Raw genomic sequence first — 19,808 nt, 5'->3', positions numbered from 1 at the left:
GGTTGCGGTGCAGTCGCGCAACCTGGTCTATTTCTCTTCGGTGTCGGAGAACACCCACCGCTTCGTGCAGAAGCTGGGTGTTCCCGCCACGCGGATACCGCTACACGGGCGCATCGAGGTCGACGAACCGTATGTCTTGATACTGCCCACCTACGGCGGCGGCCGGGCAACCCCGGACATCAACAACGGTGGCTACGTCCCCAAACAGGTCATCGCCTTTTTGAACAACGAGCACAACCGTGCGTTGATCCGCGGCGTCATCGCCGCGGGCAACAACAACTTCGGCACGGAGTTCGCCTACGCGGGCAATGTCGTGTCCCGCAAATGCGGCGTGCCATATCTCTATCGCTTTGAACTCATGGGAACACCCGACGACGTGGAAGCCGTCCGCGCGGGACTGGCTGACTTTTGGAAGGACGAGACGTGCCACCTACCGTCACAGCTGCAGAGCCTGTAACCACCGGAGCCCACGCGTTGCCGGGGGAGACGGACTATCACGCGCTCAACGCGATGCTGAATCTGTATGACGCGGACGGCAAGATCCAGTTCGACAAGGACGTCCAGGCCGCGCACCAGTACTTCCTGGAGCACGTCAACCAGAACACGGTGTTCTTCCACAATCAGGACGAGAAGCTCGACTACCTGATCAAGGAGAACTACTACGAGCGTGAGGTGCTCGACCAGTACTCGCGCAACTTCGTCAAGACGCTGCTCGACCGGGCCTACGCCAAGAAGTTTCGCTTCCCGACGTTCCTTGGCGCGTTCAAGTACTACACCTCGTACACGCTGAAGACTTTCGACGGCAAGCGTTACCTGGAGCGGTTCGAGGATCGTGTCGTGATGGTGGCGCTGACGCTGGCCTCCGGTGACACCACGCTGGCCGAGAAGCTGGTCGATGAGATCATCGACGGCCGGTTCCAGCCGGCTACGCCGACATTCCTCAACTCGGGCAAGAAGCAGCGCGGCGAACCGGTGAGCTGCTTCTTGCTGCGCATCGAGGACAACATGGAGTCGATCGGGCGATCGATCAACTCCGCGCTGCAGCTGTCGAAGCGCGGCGGGGGAGTTGCCTTGCTGCTGAGCAACATTCGTGAGCACGGCGCGCCCATCAAGAACATCGAAAACCAGTCGTCGGGCGTCATCCCGATCATGAAGCTGCTCGAGGACTCGTTCTCCTACGCCAACCAGCTGGGGGCGCGCCAAGGTGCCGGCGCGGTGTACCTGCAGGCGCACCACCCCGACATCTACCGCTTCCTGGACACCAAGCGCGAGAACGCCGACGAGAAGATCCGGATCAAGACGCTGAGCCTGGGCGTGGTGATCCCCGACATCACCTTCGAGCTGGCCAAGAACAACGAGGACATGTACCTGTTCTCGCCGTACGACGTCGAGCGGGTCTACGGCGTTCCGTTCGCCGACATCTCGATCACCGAGAAGTACTACGAGATGGTCGACGACGCGCGCATCCGCAAGACGAAGATCAAGGCGCGCGAGTTCTTCCAGACACTGGCCGAGCTGCAGTTCGAGTCCGGCTATCCGTACATCATGTTCGAGGACACGGTGAACCGGGCCAACCCGATCGAGGGCAAGATCACCCATTCGAACCTGTGCTCGGAGATCCTGCAGGTGTCCACGCCGTCGTTGTTCAACGACGACTTGTCGTATGCCAAAGTGGGCAAAGACATTTCGTGCAACCTGGGTTCGCTGAACATCGCCAAGACGATGGACTCGCCGGACTTCGCCCAGACGATCGAGGTGGCGATCCGCGCGCTGACCTCGGTCAGCGACCAAACCCACATCACCTCGGTGCCCTCGATTGAGCAGGGCAACAACGATTCTCACGCGATCGGGCTCGGGCAGATGAACCTGCACGGCTACCTCGCTCGCGAGCGCATCTTATACGGCTCTGAAGAAGGTATCGACTTCACCAACATCTACTTCTATACGGTGCTGTATCACGCACTGCGGGCCTCCAACCGCATCGCAATCGAACGCGGTTCGCACTTCAAAGGTTTCGAGCGCTCCAAGTACGCGTCGGGTGAGTTCTTCGACAAGTACACCGAGCAGGTGTGGGAACCGGCGACCGCGCGGGTGCGGGAACTGTTCGTCGAGGCCGACATTCGCATCCCGAACCAGGACGACTGGAAGCGGCTGAAGGAATCGGTGCAGGCGCACGGCATCTACAACCAGAACCTGCAGGCGGTGCCGCCGACCGGGTCGATCTCCTACATCAACCACTCGACCAGCTCGATCCACCCGGTGGCGAGCAAGATCGAGATCCGCAAGGAAGGCAAGATCGGCCGCGTCTACTACCCGGCGCCGTACCTGACCAACGACAACCTGGAGTACTACCAGGATGCTTACGAAATCGGCTACGAGAAGATCATCGACACCTACGCGGCGGCCACCCAGCACGTCGACCAGGGGCTCTCGCTGACGCTGTTCTTCAAGGACACCGCCACCACCCGTGACGTCAACAAGGCGCAGATCTACGCCTGGCGTAAGGGAATCAAGACGCTCTATTACATCCGGCTCCGGCAGATGGCGCTGGAAGGCACCGAAGTCGAGGGCTGCGTCTCCTGCATGCTGTAGACCGCAGTTAGGCGATCGGCGCACCGCCGATGAACTCCAGCGCGGCGTCGATGGCAGGGCGATGTCGCAGGATGCGGTAGTGCGCCAGGCGTCCTAGCCCGCGGGTGGTCACCAGGTTGGCGCCGGGCCAGACGTCGACGATGCGCTCGCTGGTTTCGTATGGGCTGTCGGGGTCGTCGGGGTCGTGCACCAACAGCAGAGGCAGGTGACCGGTGCGGGCGGCCACCACGGGTAGGTCGGTGTCGTACAACGGGACGCCGAGCCGCCGGTCGAGGCGGCGGTGCAAACCACGACGAATTCGCGGCCCGAAGCCGTGCCGGTCCGCGAACATGTCCAGATACAGCGAGAAGTCGCCCATCGGTGCCAGAAAAACCAAGCGTTCCGCGGGTGCGCCCGCCGCGGCCGCGAGTGCTGCGGCCTTGGCGCCCAGGGAGTGCGCCACGACGGCACGCGCCGGCCCGTGGGCGCGGACGACGGCCTCGACTGCTTTGGCGCATTCAACGACGGTGGTCCGCCCCCGCGCGAGCGCGCCGCGGTCGGAGTCGTTGTGGCTGGGCAGGTCGAACGCGATGACTTTATGCCCGGTTGCGACCAGCGGTTTGACGAAGACCCCGAGATGCGCGCGGCAACCACCCCAGCCATGCACCAGGTACACCGGCGGTCCCTCGCCCCACGATTCGCCCTGAACCCGGTGCCCCTCCCACGTGGCCTCGAGCGGTTCGCCTGCCGGGACGCCGGGGGGCATGCGCAGGCTCGAGTTCATGTCGGGCGGTGTGCACCAGACTTCGAGGGCCCACCTGGATCCGATCGCGGGCGCGAAGCGCTCCAGCAGTCCGAAGGCCCGCCGCACCTTCGGAGGGACCGGCGCTTCGATGCCGGAACCTTCGATCTGCTGGGTCGGTTCGTCCACGCGAGCCATCAATAAGTCCATCCCTCCATGTCGTCGTCGCCGAGCGTAACGTCAGAACGACACATGTCCTGTTCGAACACCCCGTCTGCCCAGGTCAGCGACGGCAGCGCGGTAAGGTGCTTGATGTGGTGAGAATTCCTCGGCCCCACCCCAGCGTCAAACCCGGGGCAAAGGTCGACGCGCGCAGTGAACGCTGGCGTGAACACCGCAAGAAGGTGCGCGCCGAGATCGTCGAGGCCGCCTTCCGGGCGATAGACCGCCTGGGACCCGAGCTCAGCGTGCGAGAAATCGCCGAAGAGGCCGGCACCGCCAAGCCCAAGATCTACCGGCATTTCCACGACAAGTCCGATCTATTCGAGGCGATCGGGGAGCACCTGCGCGACATGCTGTGGGGCGCGATCTTCCCGTCGATCAACTTGGCCACCGACTCGGCCCGCGAGGTGATCCACCGCAGCGTCGAGGAGTACGTCACCCTCGTCGACAAACACCCCAACGTGCTGCGGGTTTTCATCCAAGCGCGGTCCGGCTCGCCTACCGAGGCGACGCTGCGGACGCTGAACGAGGGTCGCGAGATCACGCTGGCGATGGCCGACATGTTCGACAACGAGCTGCACGACATGAAGCTCGACCACGCGGCGGTTGAACTGGCCGCACACGCCGCCTTCGGCTCGGCCGCCTCGGCCACCGAATGGTGGTTGGGCCCCGACTCCGACAGCCCGCGGCGCATGCCGCGTGAGCAGTTTGTCGAGCACCTGACCACGATCATGATGGGCGTCATCGTCGGCACCGCCGAGGCGCTTGGCCTGCGGGTTAACCCCGATAAGCCGATTCACGACGTGCTGCCGAGCAACCCGGCCGCGAGCTGAGCGGGCGCGACGTTGACATCGCCGCGGCCATCGATAACACTCGTCGTATCCGATACCCGGGGTACTGGGTATTCACGTCAGCCCGCTGCGGGCGGGGTCAGATGCCCCGGCCGACGCTCGAGCTGAGACAGGCCCGATAGGAAGACCGATCCACCGTGACCGATGCCGCAACGCACATCGAGCCGACCGCCACACACGAGCCGGTGCACACCCGCGCCATCATCATCGGGACGGGATTCTCCGGTCTGGGTATGGCGATCAAGCTGCAGCAGCAGGGTGTCGACTTCGTCATCCTGGAGAAGGCCGGCGACATCGGTGGCACCTGGCGCGACAACAGCTATCCCGGGTGCGCCTGCGACATCCCGTCGCACCTCTACTCGTTTTCCTTTGAGCCCAAGCCCGACTGGAAGAACCCGTTCTCCTATCAGCCCGAGATCTGGGACTACCTCAAAGGCGTCACCGAGAAGTACGGGTTGCGCCGCTACGTCGAATTCGACTCACTGGTGGATCGGGGCCACTGGGACGAGGACGAGCACCGCTGGCACGTATTCACTACCGATGGAAGGGAATTCATCGGGCAGTTCCTGATCTCGGGTGCGGGCGCGCTGCACATTCCGTCCATCCCCGACATCGAGGGCCGCGACGAATTCCACGGTCCCGCTTTCCATTCCGCCCAGTGGGATCACAGCGTCGACCTCACCGGCAAGCGGGTGGCCATGATCGGCACCGGCGCCAGCGCGATCCAGATCGTGCCCGAGATCGTCGGGCAGGTCGGCGAACTTCAGCTTTACCAACGCACTCCCCCGTGGGTGGTGCCGCGGTCCAACCCCGACCTGCCCGTGGCGCTGCGCCGGGCCATGGCGACCGTGCCCGGGTTGCGCGCGCTCGTGCGCCTGGCGATCTACTGGGGGCAGGAGTCGCTGGCTATCGGCATGACCAAGCGACCGAACCTGCTGAAATTCATTGAGGCGTACTGCAAATACAACATCCGTCGCTCAGTGAAGGACCGCGAGCTGCGCCGTAAGCTGATCCCGAACTACCGCATAGGGTGCAAGCGAATCCTGAACTCCTCCACCTATTACCGTGCGGTCGCCGACCCGAAGACCGAACTGGTCACCGAACACATCGCACGGATCACCCGCGACGGGATAGTCACCGCCGACGGAAAAGAACGTCCCGTCGATGTGATCGTGTACGGCACCGGTTTTCACGTCACCGACTCCTACACCTACGTCCAGATCAAGGGGCGTAACGGCGAGGACCTGGTCGACCGCTGGAACCGTGAAGGCATCGGCGCGCATCGCGGGATCACCGTCGCGAACATGCCCAACCTGTTCTTTCTCTTGGGCCCCAACACCGGATTGGGCCACAACTCCGTGGTGTTCATGATCGAATCCCAAATCCACTACATCGCCGACGCGATCAAAAAGTGCGACAAGATGGGCGCCCAGGCGCTGGCCCCGACGCGCGCCGCGCAGGACAAGTTCAACGACGATCTGCAACGCAGGCTGGGCCCGTCGGTGTGGAACACCGGTGGTTGCAGCAGTTGGTATCTCGACGAACACGGCAAGAACACCGTGCTCTGGGGCGGCTACACGTGGGAGTACTGGCGGCAAACCCGCTCGGTCAGATCCGACGAATACGAATTCTTCGGGGTGGGCGCCGGCTCAGGCGCCAACCGCCGCCCGGCGGCCTTGCGCGGCTGAGCTTTTCGCAAAGGACCGCAGATTCAGGCGAACGATGCGGTCCAGGACACGGTCGGAGACGACGCGGCTGATTCGCAGCAGAATCGCGGCATCGCGTCCGATGGTGTAGCGAGTGCGGGGACGGGAAGTGGTCGCGGCCTTGGCGATCACCTTTGCGGCGTGTTCGGCCGAAACGCCTGTCTCGCCGAACGATCGGGCTTGTGCCGTGACGGCCCCGGCCAGGTCGTCGTAACGTGCGAGCTGGGCTGCGGTCATGTTCGCCATGAGTCCCTCGGCAGTGGCGATTCCACGCTCTGCCATCTTGGTTTTGACCGCGCCGGGTTCGACGACGACGACCTTGATCCCGACATCGCTGACCTCGCGGCGCAGCGCATCGCTGACCGCCTCCAGCGCGAACTTCGAACCGGCATACGCGCCATACGTCGGCAAGACCACCTTGCCGCCGACGGAACTGATGTTCACGACGGTGCCCGAGCTGATCAGTAGGGCCGGCAACAGCGCCTGAGTCATCGCGATGTGACCGAACAGGTTGACCTCAAACTGCCTGCGCCACTCGGCTATTGGCAGTGTCTCGACGGGCGCATTGATCGCGATCCCGGCGTTGTTGATGAGCGCGCGCAGGGGACGACGCAGCGGATCACCCGCGACGCGCTCGGCGATCGCGGCCACGTCGGATTCCACGGTGATGTCGAGGATGCGCGGTTCTAGCCCATCTGGACCGTCGGCCACCAGCGCGTCGGCGTCGGCTTGGCGGCGCACGCCGGCAAGCACGTGAAAACCCTTGCGGGCCAGTTCTCGAGCCGTGGCCGCGCCCATTCCCGTCGAAGCGCCGGTGACGACAATCAGCTCTTTGCCGTCGGCGCGATTCGAAGAATTCATGGCGGCTCCATCGGTTGTCGTGGCTGAGTTGACGCTGTCAACTGAAACTAAGCCGTTGGGTTGACGTTGTCAACTCGGATGTCGGGCTTATGCTCTGCGGATGGCGAGTCGATCGGAGAGTGCTGCGGCGACGCGGCGTTCGCTGATCGAGGCGGCGGGGGCGTTGCTCGACCTCGGCGGAGTCGAGGCGGTGACGCTGCGCGAGGTGGGGGCTCGCAGTGGGGTCTCGCGCTCCGCGGCGTACCGCCACTTCGCCGACAAGGAGTCGCTGCTCGCGGTCGTGGCCACAAATGCGTTGAGCGAGTTGGGTGATGCACTCGAGGTGTTGGTCAATAGCGACGATTCGCCCGAGGAATCCCTGCGCTCCGGTCTGCTCTCGCTCATCGATATCGGCCGCAGCCGGCCGCACCTGTACCGGCTCATGTTCATCCCACCGGCGGGTGATCCGACCGCGGCGATGCGGGTGGCCGAACGCGCGCAGTATCTGTTCCTCAAGATCGTGGGTCGCATCACGGGTCCGGAGCAGGCTCGCCGTTACGGTGCGCTCCTCTTGACCAGCGCCCACGGGATCACGGGCTTGGACTTGAGCGGCCACATGGATTTGGACAAGTGGCACACCAGCGCCGAGGAACTTGTCGACACGCTGATTTCGGTGTTGCCCAAAGCCAAGTGACTACTCGCCCGACGCCGCCCTGAGCAGCTCGACGAAGGCCCGCGCGGCCGCGTCCACCCCGGCCTCGTCGTCGGTCGCGACGAGATCCAACAGCAGGCCACGGGTGACGGCCAGCCCGAGCCGCGCCATCGCGCCGTCGTAGGGGACGCCGGCCGCAGCTGCCTCGACCTGGTGCAGCCAGCCGTCGACGGCGCCGGGAACCATTTGCGTGAAGGGCTTTTCGCCTTGTGCCGCGCGCGAGTAGCACTCGAAGAACAGGCGTTCCAGCTGGCGCAGTTCGGGGCGACGCAGGTCGGCCCACATGGCGGCGAAGCCTTCGGCGGGATCGGTCGGTAAGCCACCGACGAGGGCCATCTGGCGGCGTTCGGCCTCCTCGACGACCGCGATCAGTAGGTCGTCTCGAGAACCGAAGTGGTGCAACAACATCCGGTGGCTGGTGCCGGCCGCGGCGGCGACGTCACGCAGGGAGCGGTCGCCGATGCCGCCCGCGGCGAACTCGTCGAAGAGCGCCTCGAGCAGTTCGCGGCGCCGCGCCAGGTCAGGCGTGCGGGCCATTGGCGCGGCTGAGCTCCTCAGAACGGCCCTTGAGGCCCTTGGCCTCCATCGCGAGGAAGCGCCTGGTCTTCTTGACCATCAGCCACCCGACCGGTGCGCCGAGGAAGCCGCGCTGGTCGAGTTCCTGGCGCACCAACGTGCCGCCGCCGGGTCGGGCGGTCACGAAGTGGCGGGCGACGACGTTCACGCCGGGGGATCGTTGCACCCAGGTCCAGGACGTACCCGGCTCGATCTCGGTGACCTGCCAGACCAGCTTCTGCATGCCGGGCTGTTTGATCGCGAACCGCCTGCCGACGGCCAGGGCGGAGCCGTCCTGCCCGGCCAGCGACGTCACCGAGTCGGTCCACTCGGGCCAGTGCTCGACATCGCTGAAGACATCCCATACCAGCTGCGGCGGCGCCTCGATCTCGATGCTGTCTTCCGTAAACATGTACCAAATGGTACATGAAACGGCGTGCCTTGCAAGTAGGCGTTGCCCCCGTGCTTATGCCTGCACGCGTGCGTTGAGGTGTTTGAGGGCGGCTTCGGCGCCGTTCCACCCGGGGATGCCGGTCACTCCGGGCCCGGGGTGGGTGCACTGGCCGCAGAGGTAGAGCCCGTCGACCGGCGTGGCGAACTTGTCGGCGCCCTCCACGACGCGGCCGGTCCACAGCTGGTTGGGTTGCAACAGGCCGTGCGAGTAGTCGCCCGCGTGCGCGCTGAAGGTGCTGCCGAAGTAGCGGTTGGAGAAGACCACACGGTTGGTGACGGAGTCGGCGAACCCGGGCGCGAACGTGTCGAAGATGCGCACACAGGTGTCGGCGTATTGCTCCTTCCAGCTTCGGTTTTCGTCGGCGTCGAGTCCGGTGGGGAAGTACGGCGTGAAAATTGTTGCGCTGTGCTTGCCTTCGGGTGCCAGCGACGAGTCGACCATGCTGGGGATGTACAAATAGGTGGGTGGAGCGTCGGGCAGCTGACCCTTGCGGTATTGCTCCCAGGCGTCGCTGATGTACTCCGCCGACGGCGCGTACGCGACGGTGGGACACCATTGGCCGTTGTCCTGCATGTACGGCTGTAGCCGTTCGATCCATTGCGGCGCTTGGTCAATGGTCAAGTGCGCCTGGATGTATCCCAGGTTGAAGTTGATCTCCTTGATCTTGCGGATGTAGTCGGGCGGAAAGTTCTGCGCGCCGGCCAGATTCACGAAAGTGGTGAAAGGGTCGAGGGACGACAGTACGGCGTCGGCGGAAATCGTTGTGCCATCCCGTAATTCGACACCGGTGGCGCGCCCGTCGGTGACCAGGATCTGCTTGACGTGCTGCTTCATCTGGACCTCGGCGCCCAGCGATTCGGCGCGCCGGCACAGCGCGGTGCTCAGTGAGCCAATGCCACCGCGCGGCATGATGTATTCGACGTTGCCGCCGCCGATCAGGTAGTGATAGAGCGTCGATGCGTTCGAGCCCGGTGTCCACGGGCCGCCGTCGAAGGCGTCGATGGACATCGCGGCCAACGAGCCCTGAATGCAGCGGCCCTGGTCGGGCGCCAGGAAACGGCGCACCGTGTCCATCGTGCTGCCGTACCACATCTGAGCGAAGTCGTGCCGGGCCTCGGGCGTGGGCTGGGAGGCGATGACCTCGATGATGTCCAGCGGTGGGCCGAACGCGGAGTCGACGAAATATGGCGCGAAGCGCCCGATGTGGGCGAAGAGGCCGCCGAGGCCGGCGGCGACGTCGGGTCCGTGGTCCTCGAGCAAATGACGCCCCATGCGCTCGAGGTCGTTGTACATCACGAACGGGGTGTCTTCGGCGTCGCCGAAGGTGCAGGTCGACGTCCACTGATTCATCAGTTCGAAGCCCCACTTGGTGAGCTCCAGGCGCTCGGTCATCTCCTGGCGCCAGATCAGCACCGCCCAGGCGCCGACGCTGTGCTTGTATCCGTCGAAGAGTTCCCGGGTCGCGGCCATGCCCCCGAGGAAGTGCGCGCGCTCCAACACGAGCACTTTCGCCCCGCCCTTGGCCAGGACATTCGCGGCGACCAGACCGTTGTGACCTGCTCCGATGACAATTGCGTCGTAGTCCGCCATGGCGACTCCTGAAGGTAGTGATCTCCCGACTGAAGGCACGATGTCATATCTGACATATTTGCGTCAATGATGACATTTGGTGTGTGCTGTCCTGGTGGAAACTCGAAGCCAGCGCACACGTCAGGCGCTGCAGCACGCGGCGATGAAGCGGTTTGTCGCCGACGGCGTGCACCAAACCAGCGTCGCCGACATCGCCGCCGACGTCGGCGTCACCGAGCGAACGTTCTACCGGCACTTCCCGTCCAAGCACGCGGTGATCTTCGCGGATTACGACATCGGCTTCGAGTGGTTCGCGCGCGCGCTGGCGCTACGTCCGCACGGCGAATCCATCACGGCGTCGGTGCGAAAAGCCGTGGACGCCTTCCCTTTTGACTTTGCGATGGTTCGCGAAGCGGCGACCATCCGGTCGCGCGATCTCGACCAGGGCATCATCACCAGCCACATTCGGCGGATGCGCGATCAGGTGGCCGACGAAATCCAGCGCTTCATCCATGAAAGGTCCAAGCCGACCGACGATGACGATGGTGCCATGATCGCCGACATCGCGGCACACAGCTTGGCCACCGCGGTATTCGTCTCGCTGGAAACCTGGATGGGCAAAGGCGGAGAAGACATCGACGAACTGAGCCGTCTCACCGACATCGCGCTGAGCGCGCTGGAGGACGGCCTCACCGCGACGCTGCGCCACGCCGGCCTGGATTGACGCCGGACGGTGACGACACGCAAACACAAGTACTTGTGTTGCCGCGGCATGTCGGACCCCAGGGGTAGTGTCTGGAGCCTGAACGGCAAACACGCCGTCAGCCTATTTTTGCCTGTGAAGTGGGGTTCTCCATGAAGCTGATTGACCGGACCTCGGCCATCAACTGGAACCGGGTCCAAGACGACAAGGACGCCGAGGTGTGGGACCGGCTGACCGGCAACTTCTGGTTGCCCGAGAAGGTCCCGGTCTCCAACGACATTCCGTCGTGGGGCACGCTGACCGCCAATGAGAAGCAGCTGACCATGCGGGTCTTTACGGGCCTGACCATGCTGGACACCATCCAGGGCACGGTCGGCGCGGTGAGCCTGATCCCCGACGCGCTGACGCCGCACGAACAGGCTGTCTACACCAACATCGCCTTCATGGAGTCGGTGCACGCCAAGAGCTACAGCTCGATCTTCTCCACGCTGTGCTCGACGGCCGAGATCGACGACGCGTTCCGCTGGTCGGAGGAGAACCTCAACCTGCAGCGCAAGGCCGAGATCGTGCTGCAGTACTACCGCGGCGACGAACCGCTCAAGCGCAAGGTCGCCTCCACTCTGCTGGAAAGCTTCCTCTTCTACTCCGGCTTCTACCTGCCGATGTACTGGTCGAGCCGGGCCAAGCTCACCAACACCGCGGACATGATCCGGCTGATCATCCGCGACGAAGCCGTGCACGGCTACTACATCGGCTACAAATTCCAACGCGGCCTGGCGCTGGTCGACGAGACCAAGCGCGCCGAGCTCAAGGACTACACCTACGAACTGCTCTTCGAGCTCTACGACAACGAGGTCGAATACACCCAGGACCTCTACGACGAGGTCGGGCTGACCGAGGACGTCAAGAAGTTCCTGCGCTACAACGCCAACAAGGCCCTGATGAACCTCGGCTACGAGGCGCTGTTCCCGCGCGACGAGACCGACGTCAACCCGGCGATCCTGTCCGCGTTGTCGCCCAACGCCGACGAGAACCACGACTTCTTCTCCGGGTCGGGCTCGTCGTATGTGATCGGCAAGGCCGTCAACACCGAAGACGAGGACTGGGACTTCTAAAAGTCGGCATGATAGGTAGCCATGCTGCAGTGGAACGAGCAGAACCGCGCGGTCGGCGACAGGCATGAATTCCAGGTCTTCTACGACCCCGGCTCAACGGGAAGTCGAGACCAGCCGTGGCTTCTGGTGATTCGGGAGGTCGGGGATGACGGCGTGCATACGCATGTCGTAAACGAGTCTTACTCGACGGCCGACGATGCGAAGGAAGCCGCTGAGCACTGGAAAGGGCCGCCCCTTAAGTGACGGCCCGACGACTACGGTAGACGCCGGTTGTGGCGATTCGACGTGGACTTCTCAACGTCGCGGTTGTCTCCTCGGGTAGCCGTTCCTGCGAAATCTGTTTTACTGCAGGCTAGTTGAGGCTGTCCAGGCATTGTCGTCGGAAGCGCACTTCGCTTGAAACCCAGCGCCGGGCAGGATGCGGGTATGCAGATCCAGGGAAAGTGCCGGGTGTGGGATGAGCAATGACGAGCGCGTGGGCGCCGCAGACTTCCGTCGCGCATTGGCGCTGATTCAGCACGGCGAGCGCGGCGACGAAGCAGGCATGCGCGTCATCGTCGACGACGAAGTCATCCCGGCCGACCGGCTTCCGCAACTGATCCGCGCCACCGTGTCGATCCTCTGGCAACTGGTGGCACAGCTGTGCGAACCGGACGAAGTCGCGGAGATCGGCGAAACCCTGGCCCAGGCGTCTGCCGCCGACGAGTTCGACCTCGATCTGGACAACCGGCTGGTGGCGCGGATGGCGATGGCACAGCATGCCGAAGATCCCAGCGCCGAGTATGAGGTTCTCCGCGACGCTGCCACGGCGCCCGACGGTCTCGTCCGCCTTGCGCTCACCGCCGCCGGTGTCGTCTCCGCGATGCTGCCCCAGTTGCGCACAGATATTGGCCGGCAGTTACTCAACAACTTGGCGATGCAGGCACTACGCGAGGAAAGCAGCTGAACTCATCAGCAAGCCAAAATCCATGGCCTCCACACTATTTGACAGATGCGCAACAGCGCGGTTCCAAGGCGTCTGCTGCGCGAGCCAACGGTTCGATTAAAGTCGGTGCGCTGCAACATATTTCGCAAATCTTGCCGAACCGGCGAGAGCTGACTGCCTCCGCGTCGACGCTGATGTGAATTACCCCGCACTTCGAATTCCGTTATTCCCGGGTTCTTCCGGGGTACAAGCACGGAACCGGGCCGGGGGCTAGCTGAGGGGCGTCCCCGGCCCGGCCTACCAGCCGAACTAAACAGTTTGTGCCGCAGCGCATCTTGTCCACGAAAATGATCACGAAACGAAGATTCCGTCGTGGCGTACCAGCTTTGCCGTAGCTGCGAGCAGCACCGCGACTGGGCGGCGCCTGGTCGGCGCCGAAATTCGTGCCGAGATTAGTGCGCCGCGTCGACGGTCCAGCCGATCGACTCCAGCCGTTTCCGCACCCGATTCAGATCTTCTGCGGAGGGCGCTTCGGTGGTGAGGCGCGTGATGGCAGCGCTGATGTCGTCGCCGTCAATGTGCAGGTCTCCGCTGGCCGCTAATTGTGTGGCAACCGCCTTGACTTCATCGTTGGTCAACCGGTGATGGAGCAACGCCAGCAGCGGGTAGCAGTCGGTCGGCGGCACTCCCAGCGGATAGCCTGCCCGGATAAATCCCAGGATCTTGGACACGACGTCGTTCAGACTCATTCTGACACCCCTCAATCAGTGCGGCCGACGAAGCATGCTCAATCTAGCAACGCTCGCGCGGCCGTGGGGATCCGTTCTGAGCCGCATCGACGCGGGTAAGGCCAGGGATTTCAAGCGGCAGATGTTCGGGTCATGAACGGCATATGAATAGTGGCTATGGTCCGAAGCCAGGGCGGTGCCTGTGCCATGACACTGATGGGGTGTCGGAACATGACTCTCATAAGCACGCGAAATTTCTCCGTTCGGTGATCCGCTGGCTCGATGTCGGGTATCCGCAAGGCGTTCCGGGGTCGGACCAGGTGCCGCTCTTCGCTTTGCTGTCAAGCACACCTCTAACGACCGAGCAGCTTCACGAGGTGGTGGCCAACCTCAAGAAGTCGCATCCAAATCCGGACGACCCGATCAACAAGGGCGAGATCTCCGAATTCATCTCCAAGGTCACCCATTACGACGCCGGCCGGGACAACATCATCCGGGTGGCGTCGACGCTGGCCGCCGCCGGCTGGCCGCTGGCCGGGATCAGTGTCAGCGCGGTTGCGCCCGATGACGAGCACGCCGCGGCAGCCGAAGACATCGCCTGCCGGCACGACGTGGCGGAGGGCGTCTCACAAAGTTGAGATGTCGATGACGAAGCGGTAGCGCACGTCGCTGGCGAGCACCCGCTCGTAGGCCTCGTTGACGTAATCCGCTGCGATGACCTCGATTTCGGGGGTCACGTCATGCTCGGCGCAGAAGTCCAGCATCTCCTGGGTCTCGGCGATGCCGCCGATGTTGGACCCGGACAGGCTGCGCCGCGACAGGGCCAGCGGGAACGCACCCACCTGCATGGGGTGCTCGGGAATGCCCAGCTCGACGAGGGTGCCGTCGACGTCGAGCAGGCTCAGGTAGTCGTTGAGGTTCAGGTTCGCCGAGACGGTGTTCAGGATCAGGTCGAAGCTGTTGCGCAGCTTCTTGAAGGTGTCCCGGTCGGACGTCGCGTAGTAATGGCTGGCGCCCAGGCGCAGCCCGTCCTCCATTTTCTTCAGCGACTGCGACAGCACGGTCACCTCGGCGCCCAGTGCGGCACCCAGCTTGACTCCCACATGTCCTAGCCCGCCCAGGCCGATGATGGCCAGCCGGGTGTCCTCGCCGGCCTTCCAGTGCCGCAGCGGCGAGAACAGCGTGATGCCGGCGCACAGCAGCGGCGCGGCTTTGTCCAGCGGCAGCGAGTCGGGGATGCGCACGACGAAGTTCTCGTCGACGACGACGGCCTGGCTGTAGCCACCCTGCGTGGGCGTGCCGTCCTTGTCGATGGAGTTGTAGGTGAAGGTCGCACCCGGCTTGCAGTACTGCTCGAGCCCGGCCTTACAACTGCTGCACTGGCCGCAGGAGTTCACCATGCAGCCAACACCGACGTGGTCGCCCACTTTGTATTTGGTTACGGCGGAACCGATTTCGGAGACCACGCCGGCGATCTCATGACCAGGGACCACGGGGTAGTTCGGGACGCCCCACTCCGCCTTGACGGTGTGGATGTCCGAGTGGCAGATCCCGGCGAACTTGATGTCGATCGCCACGTCGTGCGGGCCGGGGTCGCGACGGGTGATGGTGGTCTTGGTCAGTGGTTCGGTTGCCGAAGTGGCGGCATACGCCGAAACGGTGCTCATAAAGGGTCCCTCTTCGATTTCAATTGCGTCGCATAGAAGCTTAGCTAGGGTAAAGTTCCCAGGCCACTAAGTGGGATGACGTTCACATATCACCCTATGGCCATGTGTGCGTATGGGCAGCCCGGGGATCAGTTGATTGCCGCGTTGACCAGGCGCAGGTCGTCCACGATGCCGCGGGCCGCGATAACGCCCTCGCCCGTCTGCCAAATCTCGTCGTTGACGACATAAACCCGGTTGTCGCGGTTGGCGGACAGCTTGCGCCACGGGTCGCTGTCGAACAGGGTCGCGGCGCGGTCCGCAGCGGCCGGGGTTGTGCAGGAGACGTAGACGGCGTCGGCGTCGGCCGCCGAGAAGTCCGGCGCCTTCGCCAGGTCGGCGTCGGTGATGCCGACCTCGATGTATGCCTTGTCGGTGAACCGCTGCGCGGCGGGCCGGTCCACGCCGACCGCGGCGAGCACGCTGGCCGGAAAGTTGTTCGCCCCGAAGATCCGCATGGTGGTGGCGGTGAGCTGGACGATCGAGGCCTGGAAGTGCGCGGCATCGTGCGCTGCGCCGATCTGGGTGGCCCGCTGGGTGAATCCGTTGATCAACCCGTCGACGGCCGGGCCGCGCGCCGTGGCGGCACCGAGACCACGCAGGTTGTCCTCCCACGCCGCGCCCGGTGCCCCGGTGAACACCGTCGGGGCGATCTTCGCGAGTTGCGGATACAGCTTGGGCGTCAGCCCCTGCGAGCCGAGGATGAGATCCGGGTGGGCCGCCGCGATCGCCTTCAGATCGGGGTTGCTGCGGGTACCGGCACCCGGCAGGCCGTGCACGGCCGCGCCCAGATACGCGGGCTGACTCGAGGCGCCGTCGGGCAGCGCGGCGGCCACGATCCGCGACTGCAGGCCCAGCGCGCACAGGCCGTCGAGCTGGTCACCGGAGAGCACCACGATGCGCTGCGGCTCGGCGGATACCGCGACCACCTCGGGGGCGACTCCCGCCGCGTTGTGGACTAGGCGGGTCGACGGCCCCGAATCGGCCGCGGCCGCGTCGTGCGCGCACGACGCGTCGGGCACGCGGTCGTTGCCCAGCACCCCGGCACCGGCGATTTGGGTGGTGGGCGTGATCAGCGATCGTCCCGAGGATCCCTGCGGGCTGGGGTGCGGCGACCCGCAACCGCTGCACGCCACCGCCAGCGCGGCGGCAGTCGCCAGGAGCCGGTTGGGTGGCTTGGATCGGAGTCGCCTGCCGCCGGATCGCACGCCTGAGACGCTAACATCTGGCCAGCTGGGGGCCGGTCCACCGACCCGGCCTGGCGCCACAGTTGAGGCATTTACGACAGTTTGTAGGACCAGGCCTGCCAGCGACCTGTCCGGGGGCTAAGATTTCAGTCGATACTCGGTTCTGGGTCCTGTCCGATGCGCGATGTTTGGAGGAGCTGTTGACAGCCGAAGCGCCCCCGCTGGGAGAACTCGAGGCGATTCGCCCGTACCCGGCCCGGACGGGTCCCAAAGGGAACCTGATCTACAAGCTGATCACCACCACCGATCACAAGCTGATCGGCATCATGTACTGCGTCGCCTGCTTCGCGTTCTTTTTGATCGGTGGGCTGCTGGCGCTGCTGATGCGCACCGAGCTGGCCGCGCCGGGTCTGCAGTTCTTGTCGAATGAGCAGTACAACCAGCTGTTCACCATGCACGGCACGATCATGCTGCTGTTCTACGCGACGCCGATCGTATTCGGCTTCGCGAACCTGGTCTTGCCGCTGCAGATCGGCGCGCCCGACGTTGCGTTCCCGCGGCTGAACGCGTTCTCGTTCTGGTTGTTCCTGTTCGGCGCGTTGATTGCGACCGCCGGTTTCATCACGCCCGGTGGCGCGGCGGACTTCGGCTGGACCGCCTACACGCCGTTGACCGACGCCATCCACTCTCCGGGCGTCGGCGGCGACCTGTGGATCATGGGTATCGCGGTTGGCGGGCTCGGCACCATCCTGGGCGCGGTCAACATGATCACCACCGTGGTCTGCATGCGTGCGCCCGGGATGACGATGTTCCGGATGCCCATCTTCACCTGGAACATTCTGGTGACGTCCATCCTGGTGCTCATCGCCTTCCCGCTACTCACCGCGGCGCTGTTCGGGCTGGCCGCCGACCGGCACCTGGGCGCCCACGTCTACGACCCGGCCAACGGCGGAGTTCTGTTGTGGCAGCACCTGTTCTGGTTCTTCGGTCACCCCGAGGTGTACATCATTGCGCTGCCGTTCTTCGGGATCGTCTCGGAGATCTTCCCGGTGTTCTCCCGCAAGCCGATCTTCGGCTACACCACGCTGGTGTACGCGACGCTGTCGATCGCCGCGCTGTCGGTAGCGGTGTGGGCGCACCACATGTTCGCCACCGGAGCCGTCCTGCTGCCGTTCTTTTCGTTCATGACGTATTTGATCGCGGTGCCCACCGGGATCAAATTCTTCAACTGGATCGGCACCATGTGGAAGGGCCAGTTGACCTTTGAGACGCCGATGCTGTTCTCGGTCGGCTTCTTGGTCACGTTCCTGCTGGGCGGATTGACCGGTGTGCTGCTGGCCAGCCCGCCGCTGGACTTCCACGTCACCGACAGCTACTTCGTCGTCGCGCACTTCCACTACGTGCTGTTCGGCACCATCGTGTTCGCCACCTACGCCGGTATCTACTTCTGGTTCCCCAAGATGACCGGCAGGCTGCTGGACGAACGCCTGGGCAAGCTGCATTTCTGGCTGACGTTCATCGGTTTCCACACCACGTTCCTTGTGCAGCACTGGCTGGGCGACGAGGGCATGCCACGCCGCTACGCGGACTACCTGCCCACCGACGGGTTCCAGGGCCTGAACATCGTTTCGACGGTCGGGGCGTTCATCCTGGCCGCGTCGATGTTCCCGTTCGTCTGGAACATCTTCAAGAGCTGGCGCTACGGCGAGGTCGTGACCGTGGACGACCCGTGGGGCTACGGCAACTCGCTGGAATGGGCGACGAGTTGCCCGCCGCCGCGGCACAACTTCACCGAGCTGCCCCGCATCCGCTCCGAGCGTCCCGCGTTCGAACTCCACTACCCGCACATGGTGGAGCGAATGCGCGCCGAATCTCACGTCGGTCGGGCCCACGGTCACGAGGGCAAAGACATCACCCGGCTCGACGACGTCAACGTCCGCAGCTGATGACCCATCACGGGGGCAGTCTCGGGTGAATACACCACCCAAGGTGTCGGTGCTGATCACCGTCACCGGAGTGGATCAGCCTGGTGTGACGTCGGCGCTGTTTGAGTCACTGTCCGGGCACGGAATCGAGTTGCTCAATGTCGAGCAGGTGGTCATCCGGGGTCGGCTGACACTGGGTGTCCTGCTGTGTTGTCCAACCGACGTCGCCGAAAGCATCGTGCTGGGCGACGAGGTCGAGAACGCGATCCACGCGGTGGGCCTGGACGTCACCATCGAGCGCAGCGAGGACGTCCCGATCATCCGGGAACCCTCGACCCACACCATTTACGTGCTGGGCCGCCCGATCACCGCGGGCGCTTTCGGCGCGGTGGCCCAGCAGCTGGCGTCGCTCGGCGTCAACATCGACCTCATCCGTGGCGTCTCCGACTATCCGGTGACCGGCCTGGAGCTGCGGGTCTCGGTGCCGCCGGGCGGCGACGGCCCGCTGCGCACCGCCCTGAACCGGGTGTCCTCCGACCGGGGCGTCGACATCGCGGTCGAGGCCTACAGCCTGGAACGGCGCGCCAAGCGCCTGGTTGTGTTCGATGTCGACTCGACGCTGGTGCAGGGGGAGGTCATCGAGATGCTGGCCGCCCGCGCGGGCGCTGAGGGCGCCGTCGCGGCGATCACCGACGCCGCGATGCGCGGTGAGCTGGATTTCGCGGAGTCGCTGCACCGGCGGGTCGCCACCCTGGCCGGTCTGCCCGCCAGCGTGATCGACGAGGTCGCGGACCAGCTGGAGTTGATGCCCGGTGCCCGGACCACGCTACGGACGTTGCGCCGCTTGGGTTTTCGCTGCGGCGTGGTCTCCGGTGGCTTCCGCAAGATCATCGACCCGCTTGCCCACGATCTGATGCTGGACTTCGTGGCGGCCAACGAGCTGGAGATCGTCGACGGCAAACTCACCGGCCGGGTCGTTGGGCCGATCATCGACCGGCCCGGCAAGGCCAAGGCGTTGCGAGACTTCGCGGCGCAGGCCGGCGTGCCGATGGAACAGACCGTCGCGGTCGGCGACGGCGCCAACGACATCGACATGCTGGCCGCGGCGGGCCTGGGCATCGCGTTCAACGCCAAGCCCGCGTTGCGTGCGGTCGCCGACGCGTCGTTGAGCAGCCCATATTTGGACACAGTGCTGTTCCTGCTCGGGGTGACCCGCGGTGAGATCGAAGCCGCGGACGCGGGCGACCTCGGCGTGCAGCGCGTCGACATTCCTTAGGAGTGAGCAGTGGCCGCACCGACC

20 protein-coding genes are annotated in these 19,808 nt (G+C 64.5%); 12 read left to right on the top strand and 8 right to left on the bottom strand.

Translation table 11 applies throughout. The features are described from left to right. Positions 1-7: 7 nt before the first annotated feature. Positions 8-457, top strand: coding sequence for a class Ib ribonucleoside-diphosphate reductase assembly flavoprotein NrdI (gene nrdI / locus MNAB215_RS00860; RefSeq protein ID WP_077077041.1), 450 nt, complete (start codon positions 8-10; stop codon positions 455-457). Beyond that, a complete protein-coding gene (gene nrdE / locus MNAB215_RS00855; protein ID WP_077077040.1) occupies positions 424-2,592 on the top strand; it encodes a class 1b ribonucleoside-diphosphate reductase subunit alpha in 2,169 nt (722 codons plus the stop codon). The genes nrdI and nrdE overlap by 34 nt, the downstream gene beginning before the upstream one ends. Positions 2,593-2,599: 7 nt before the next feature. On the opposite strand, the gene MNAB215_RS00850 is transcribed toward nrdE, so the two are convergent. Beyond that, positions 2,600-3,511, bottom strand: a complete 912-nt coding sequence (locus MNAB215_RS00850) for an alpha/beta fold hydrolase (RefSeq protein WP_245830090.1) — start codon at positions 3,509-3,511, stop codon at positions 2,600-2,602. Between the two features lie 116 nt (positions 3,512-3,627). On the opposite strand from MNAB215_RS00850, the gene MNAB215_RS00845 reads away from it, so the two are divergent. Continuing rightward, positions 3,628-4,368, top strand: coding sequence for a TetR/AcrR family transcriptional regulator (locus MNAB215_RS00845; RefSeq protein ID WP_077078310.1), 741 nt, complete (start codon positions 3,628-3,630; stop codon positions 4,366-4,368). 155 nt (positions 4,369-4,523) lie between these two features. Further along, positions 4,524-6,074, top strand: a complete 1,551-nt coding sequence (locus MNAB215_RS00840; RefSeq protein WP_077077038.1) for a flavin-containing monooxygenase — start codon at positions 4,524-4,526, stop codon at positions 6,072-6,074. Here the strand turns inward: MNAB215_RS00840 and MNAB215_RS00835 are convergent. Further along, the gene (locus MNAB215_RS00835; protein ID WP_077077037.1) at positions 6,036-6,953 is read right to left on the bottom strand and encodes an SDR family oxidoreductase; all 918 of its coding nucleotides are present in this window, start codon (positions 6,951-6,953) and stop codon (positions 6,036-6,038) included. The genes MNAB215_RS00840 and MNAB215_RS00835 overlap by 39 nt on opposite strands. 100 nt (positions 6,954-7,053) lie before the next feature. On the opposite strand from MNAB215_RS00835, the gene MNAB215_RS00830 reads away from it, so the two are divergent. Then, on the top strand, positions 7,054-7,626 hold the full coding sequence (locus MNAB215_RS00830) for a TetR/AcrR family transcriptional regulator (protein WP_077077036.1): 573 nt from the start codon (positions 7,054-7,056) through the stop codon (positions 7,624-7,626). Here the strand turns inward: MNAB215_RS00830 and MNAB215_RS00825 are convergent, their stop codons facing one another. The 3 genes from MNAB215_RS00825 to MNAB215_RS00815 are packed head-to-tail and all read right to left on the bottom strand — an operon-like array spanning position 7,627 to position 10,243. Next, complete coding sequence (locus tag MNAB215_RS00825) at positions 7,627-8,181, bottom strand: TetR/AcrR family transcriptional regulator (protein ID WP_077077035.1); 555 nt, start codon at positions 8,179-8,181, stop codon at positions 7,627-7,629. After that, positions 8,165-8,611, bottom strand: coding sequence for an SRPBCC family protein (locus tag MNAB215_RS00820; RefSeq protein WP_077077034.1), 447 nt, complete (start codon positions 8,609-8,611; stop codon positions 8,165-8,167). Before MNAB215_RS00820 ends, MNAB215_RS00825 begins: the two co-directional genes overlap by 17 nt. 54 nt (positions 8,612-8,665) lie before the next feature. Further along, complete coding sequence (locus MNAB215_RS00815; protein WP_077077033.1) at positions 8,666-10,243, bottom strand: phytoene desaturase family protein; 1,578 nt, start codon at positions 10,241-10,243, stop codon at positions 8,666-8,668. A 94-nt stretch (positions 10,244-10,337) separates the two neighbouring features. Between MNAB215_RS00815 and MNAB215_RS00810 the strand changes: the two genes are divergently transcribed. From MNAB215_RS00810 to MNAB215_RS00795, 4 genes are all read left to right on the top strand, one after another. Continuing rightward, positions 10,338-10,946 (top strand): TetR/AcrR family transcriptional regulator, encoded by a 609-nt coding sequence (locus MNAB215_RS00810; RefSeq protein WP_083745956.1) that lies wholly within the window; start codon positions 10,338-10,340, stop codon positions 10,944-10,946. 131 nt (positions 10,947-11,077) lie between these two features. Next, complete coding sequence (gene nrdF / locus MNAB215_RS00805) at positions 11,078-12,040, top strand: class 1b ribonucleoside-diphosphate reductase subunit beta (protein WP_077077031.1); 963 nt, start codon at positions 11,078-11,080, stop codon at positions 12,038-12,040. A 21-nt stretch (positions 12,041-12,061) separates the two neighbouring features. Continuing rightward, complete coding sequence (locus MNAB215_RS00800; protein WP_077077030.1) at positions 12,062-12,283, top strand: hypothetical protein; 222 nt, start codon at positions 12,062-12,064, stop codon at positions 12,281-12,283. Positions 12,284-12,542: 259 nt separating this feature from the next. Beyond that, positions 12,543-12,986, top strand: a complete 444-nt coding sequence (locus tag MNAB215_RS00795; RefSeq protein ID WP_131829065.1) for a hypothetical protein — start codon at positions 12,543-12,545, stop codon at positions 12,984-12,986. A 431-nt stretch (positions 12,987-13,417) separates the two neighbouring features. On the opposite strand, the gene MNAB215_RS00790 is transcribed toward MNAB215_RS00795, so the two are convergent. Beyond that, complete coding sequence (locus MNAB215_RS00790) at positions 13,418-13,708, bottom strand: DUF3349 domain-containing protein (RefSeq protein WP_077078309.1); 291 nt, start codon at positions 13,706-13,708, stop codon at positions 13,418-13,420. A 206-nt stretch (positions 13,709-13,914) separates the two neighbouring features. Here MNAB215_RS00790 and MNAB215_RS00785 point away from each other — a divergent pair, with 206 nt between their 5' ends. Further along, positions 13,915-14,331 (top strand): DUF3349 domain-containing protein, encoded by a 417-nt coding sequence (locus MNAB215_RS00785; RefSeq protein ID WP_077077028.1) that lies wholly within the window; start codon positions 13,915-13,917, stop codon positions 14,329-14,331. Here MNAB215_RS00785 and MNAB215_RS00780 read toward each other — a convergent pair. Next, on the bottom strand, positions 14,320-15,360 hold the full coding sequence (locus MNAB215_RS00780; RefSeq protein ID WP_077077027.1) for an NAD(P)-dependent alcohol dehydrogenase: 1,041 nt from the start codon (positions 15,358-15,360) through the stop codon (positions 14,320-14,322). The genes MNAB215_RS00785 and MNAB215_RS00780 overlap by 12 nt on opposite strands. Positions 15,361-15,488: 128 nt before the next feature. Continuing rightward, positions 15,489-16,556: an iron-siderophore ABC transporter substrate-binding protein gene (locus MNAB215_RS00775; RefSeq protein ID WP_108637552.1), complete on the bottom strand. Its 1,068-nt coding sequence runs from the start codon at positions 16,554-16,556 to the stop codon at positions 15,489-15,491. A gap of 227 nt (positions 16,557-16,783) precedes the next feature. Here MNAB215_RS00775 and ctaD point away from each other — a divergent pair, with 227 nt between their 5' ends. Both ctaD and serB read left to right on the top strand, forming a co-directional pair. Then, positions 16,784-18,529: an aa3-type cytochrome oxidase subunit I gene (ctaD, locus tag MNAB215_RS00770; protein ID WP_077078308.1), complete on the top strand. Its 1,746-nt coding sequence runs from the start codon at positions 16,784-16,786 to the stop codon at positions 18,527-18,529. Between the two features lie 25 nt (positions 18,530-18,554). After that, complete coding sequence (gene serB, locus MNAB215_RS00765; RefSeq protein WP_077077025.1) at positions 18,555-19,784, top strand: phosphoserine phosphatase SerB; 1,230 nt, start codon at positions 18,555-18,557, stop codon at positions 19,782-19,784. Positions 19,785-19,808: the final 24 nt, after the last annotated feature.

The organism is Mycobacterium numidiamassiliense, assembly GCF_900157365.1.
Taxonomy (GTDB): Bacteria; Actinomycetota; Actinomycetes; order Mycobacteriales; family Mycobacteriaceae; genus Mycobacterium; species Mycobacterium numidiamassiliense.
The sequence above is the reverse complement of the archived record's forward strand: the minus strand, read 5'-3'. Positions and strand labels throughout refer to the sequence as shown.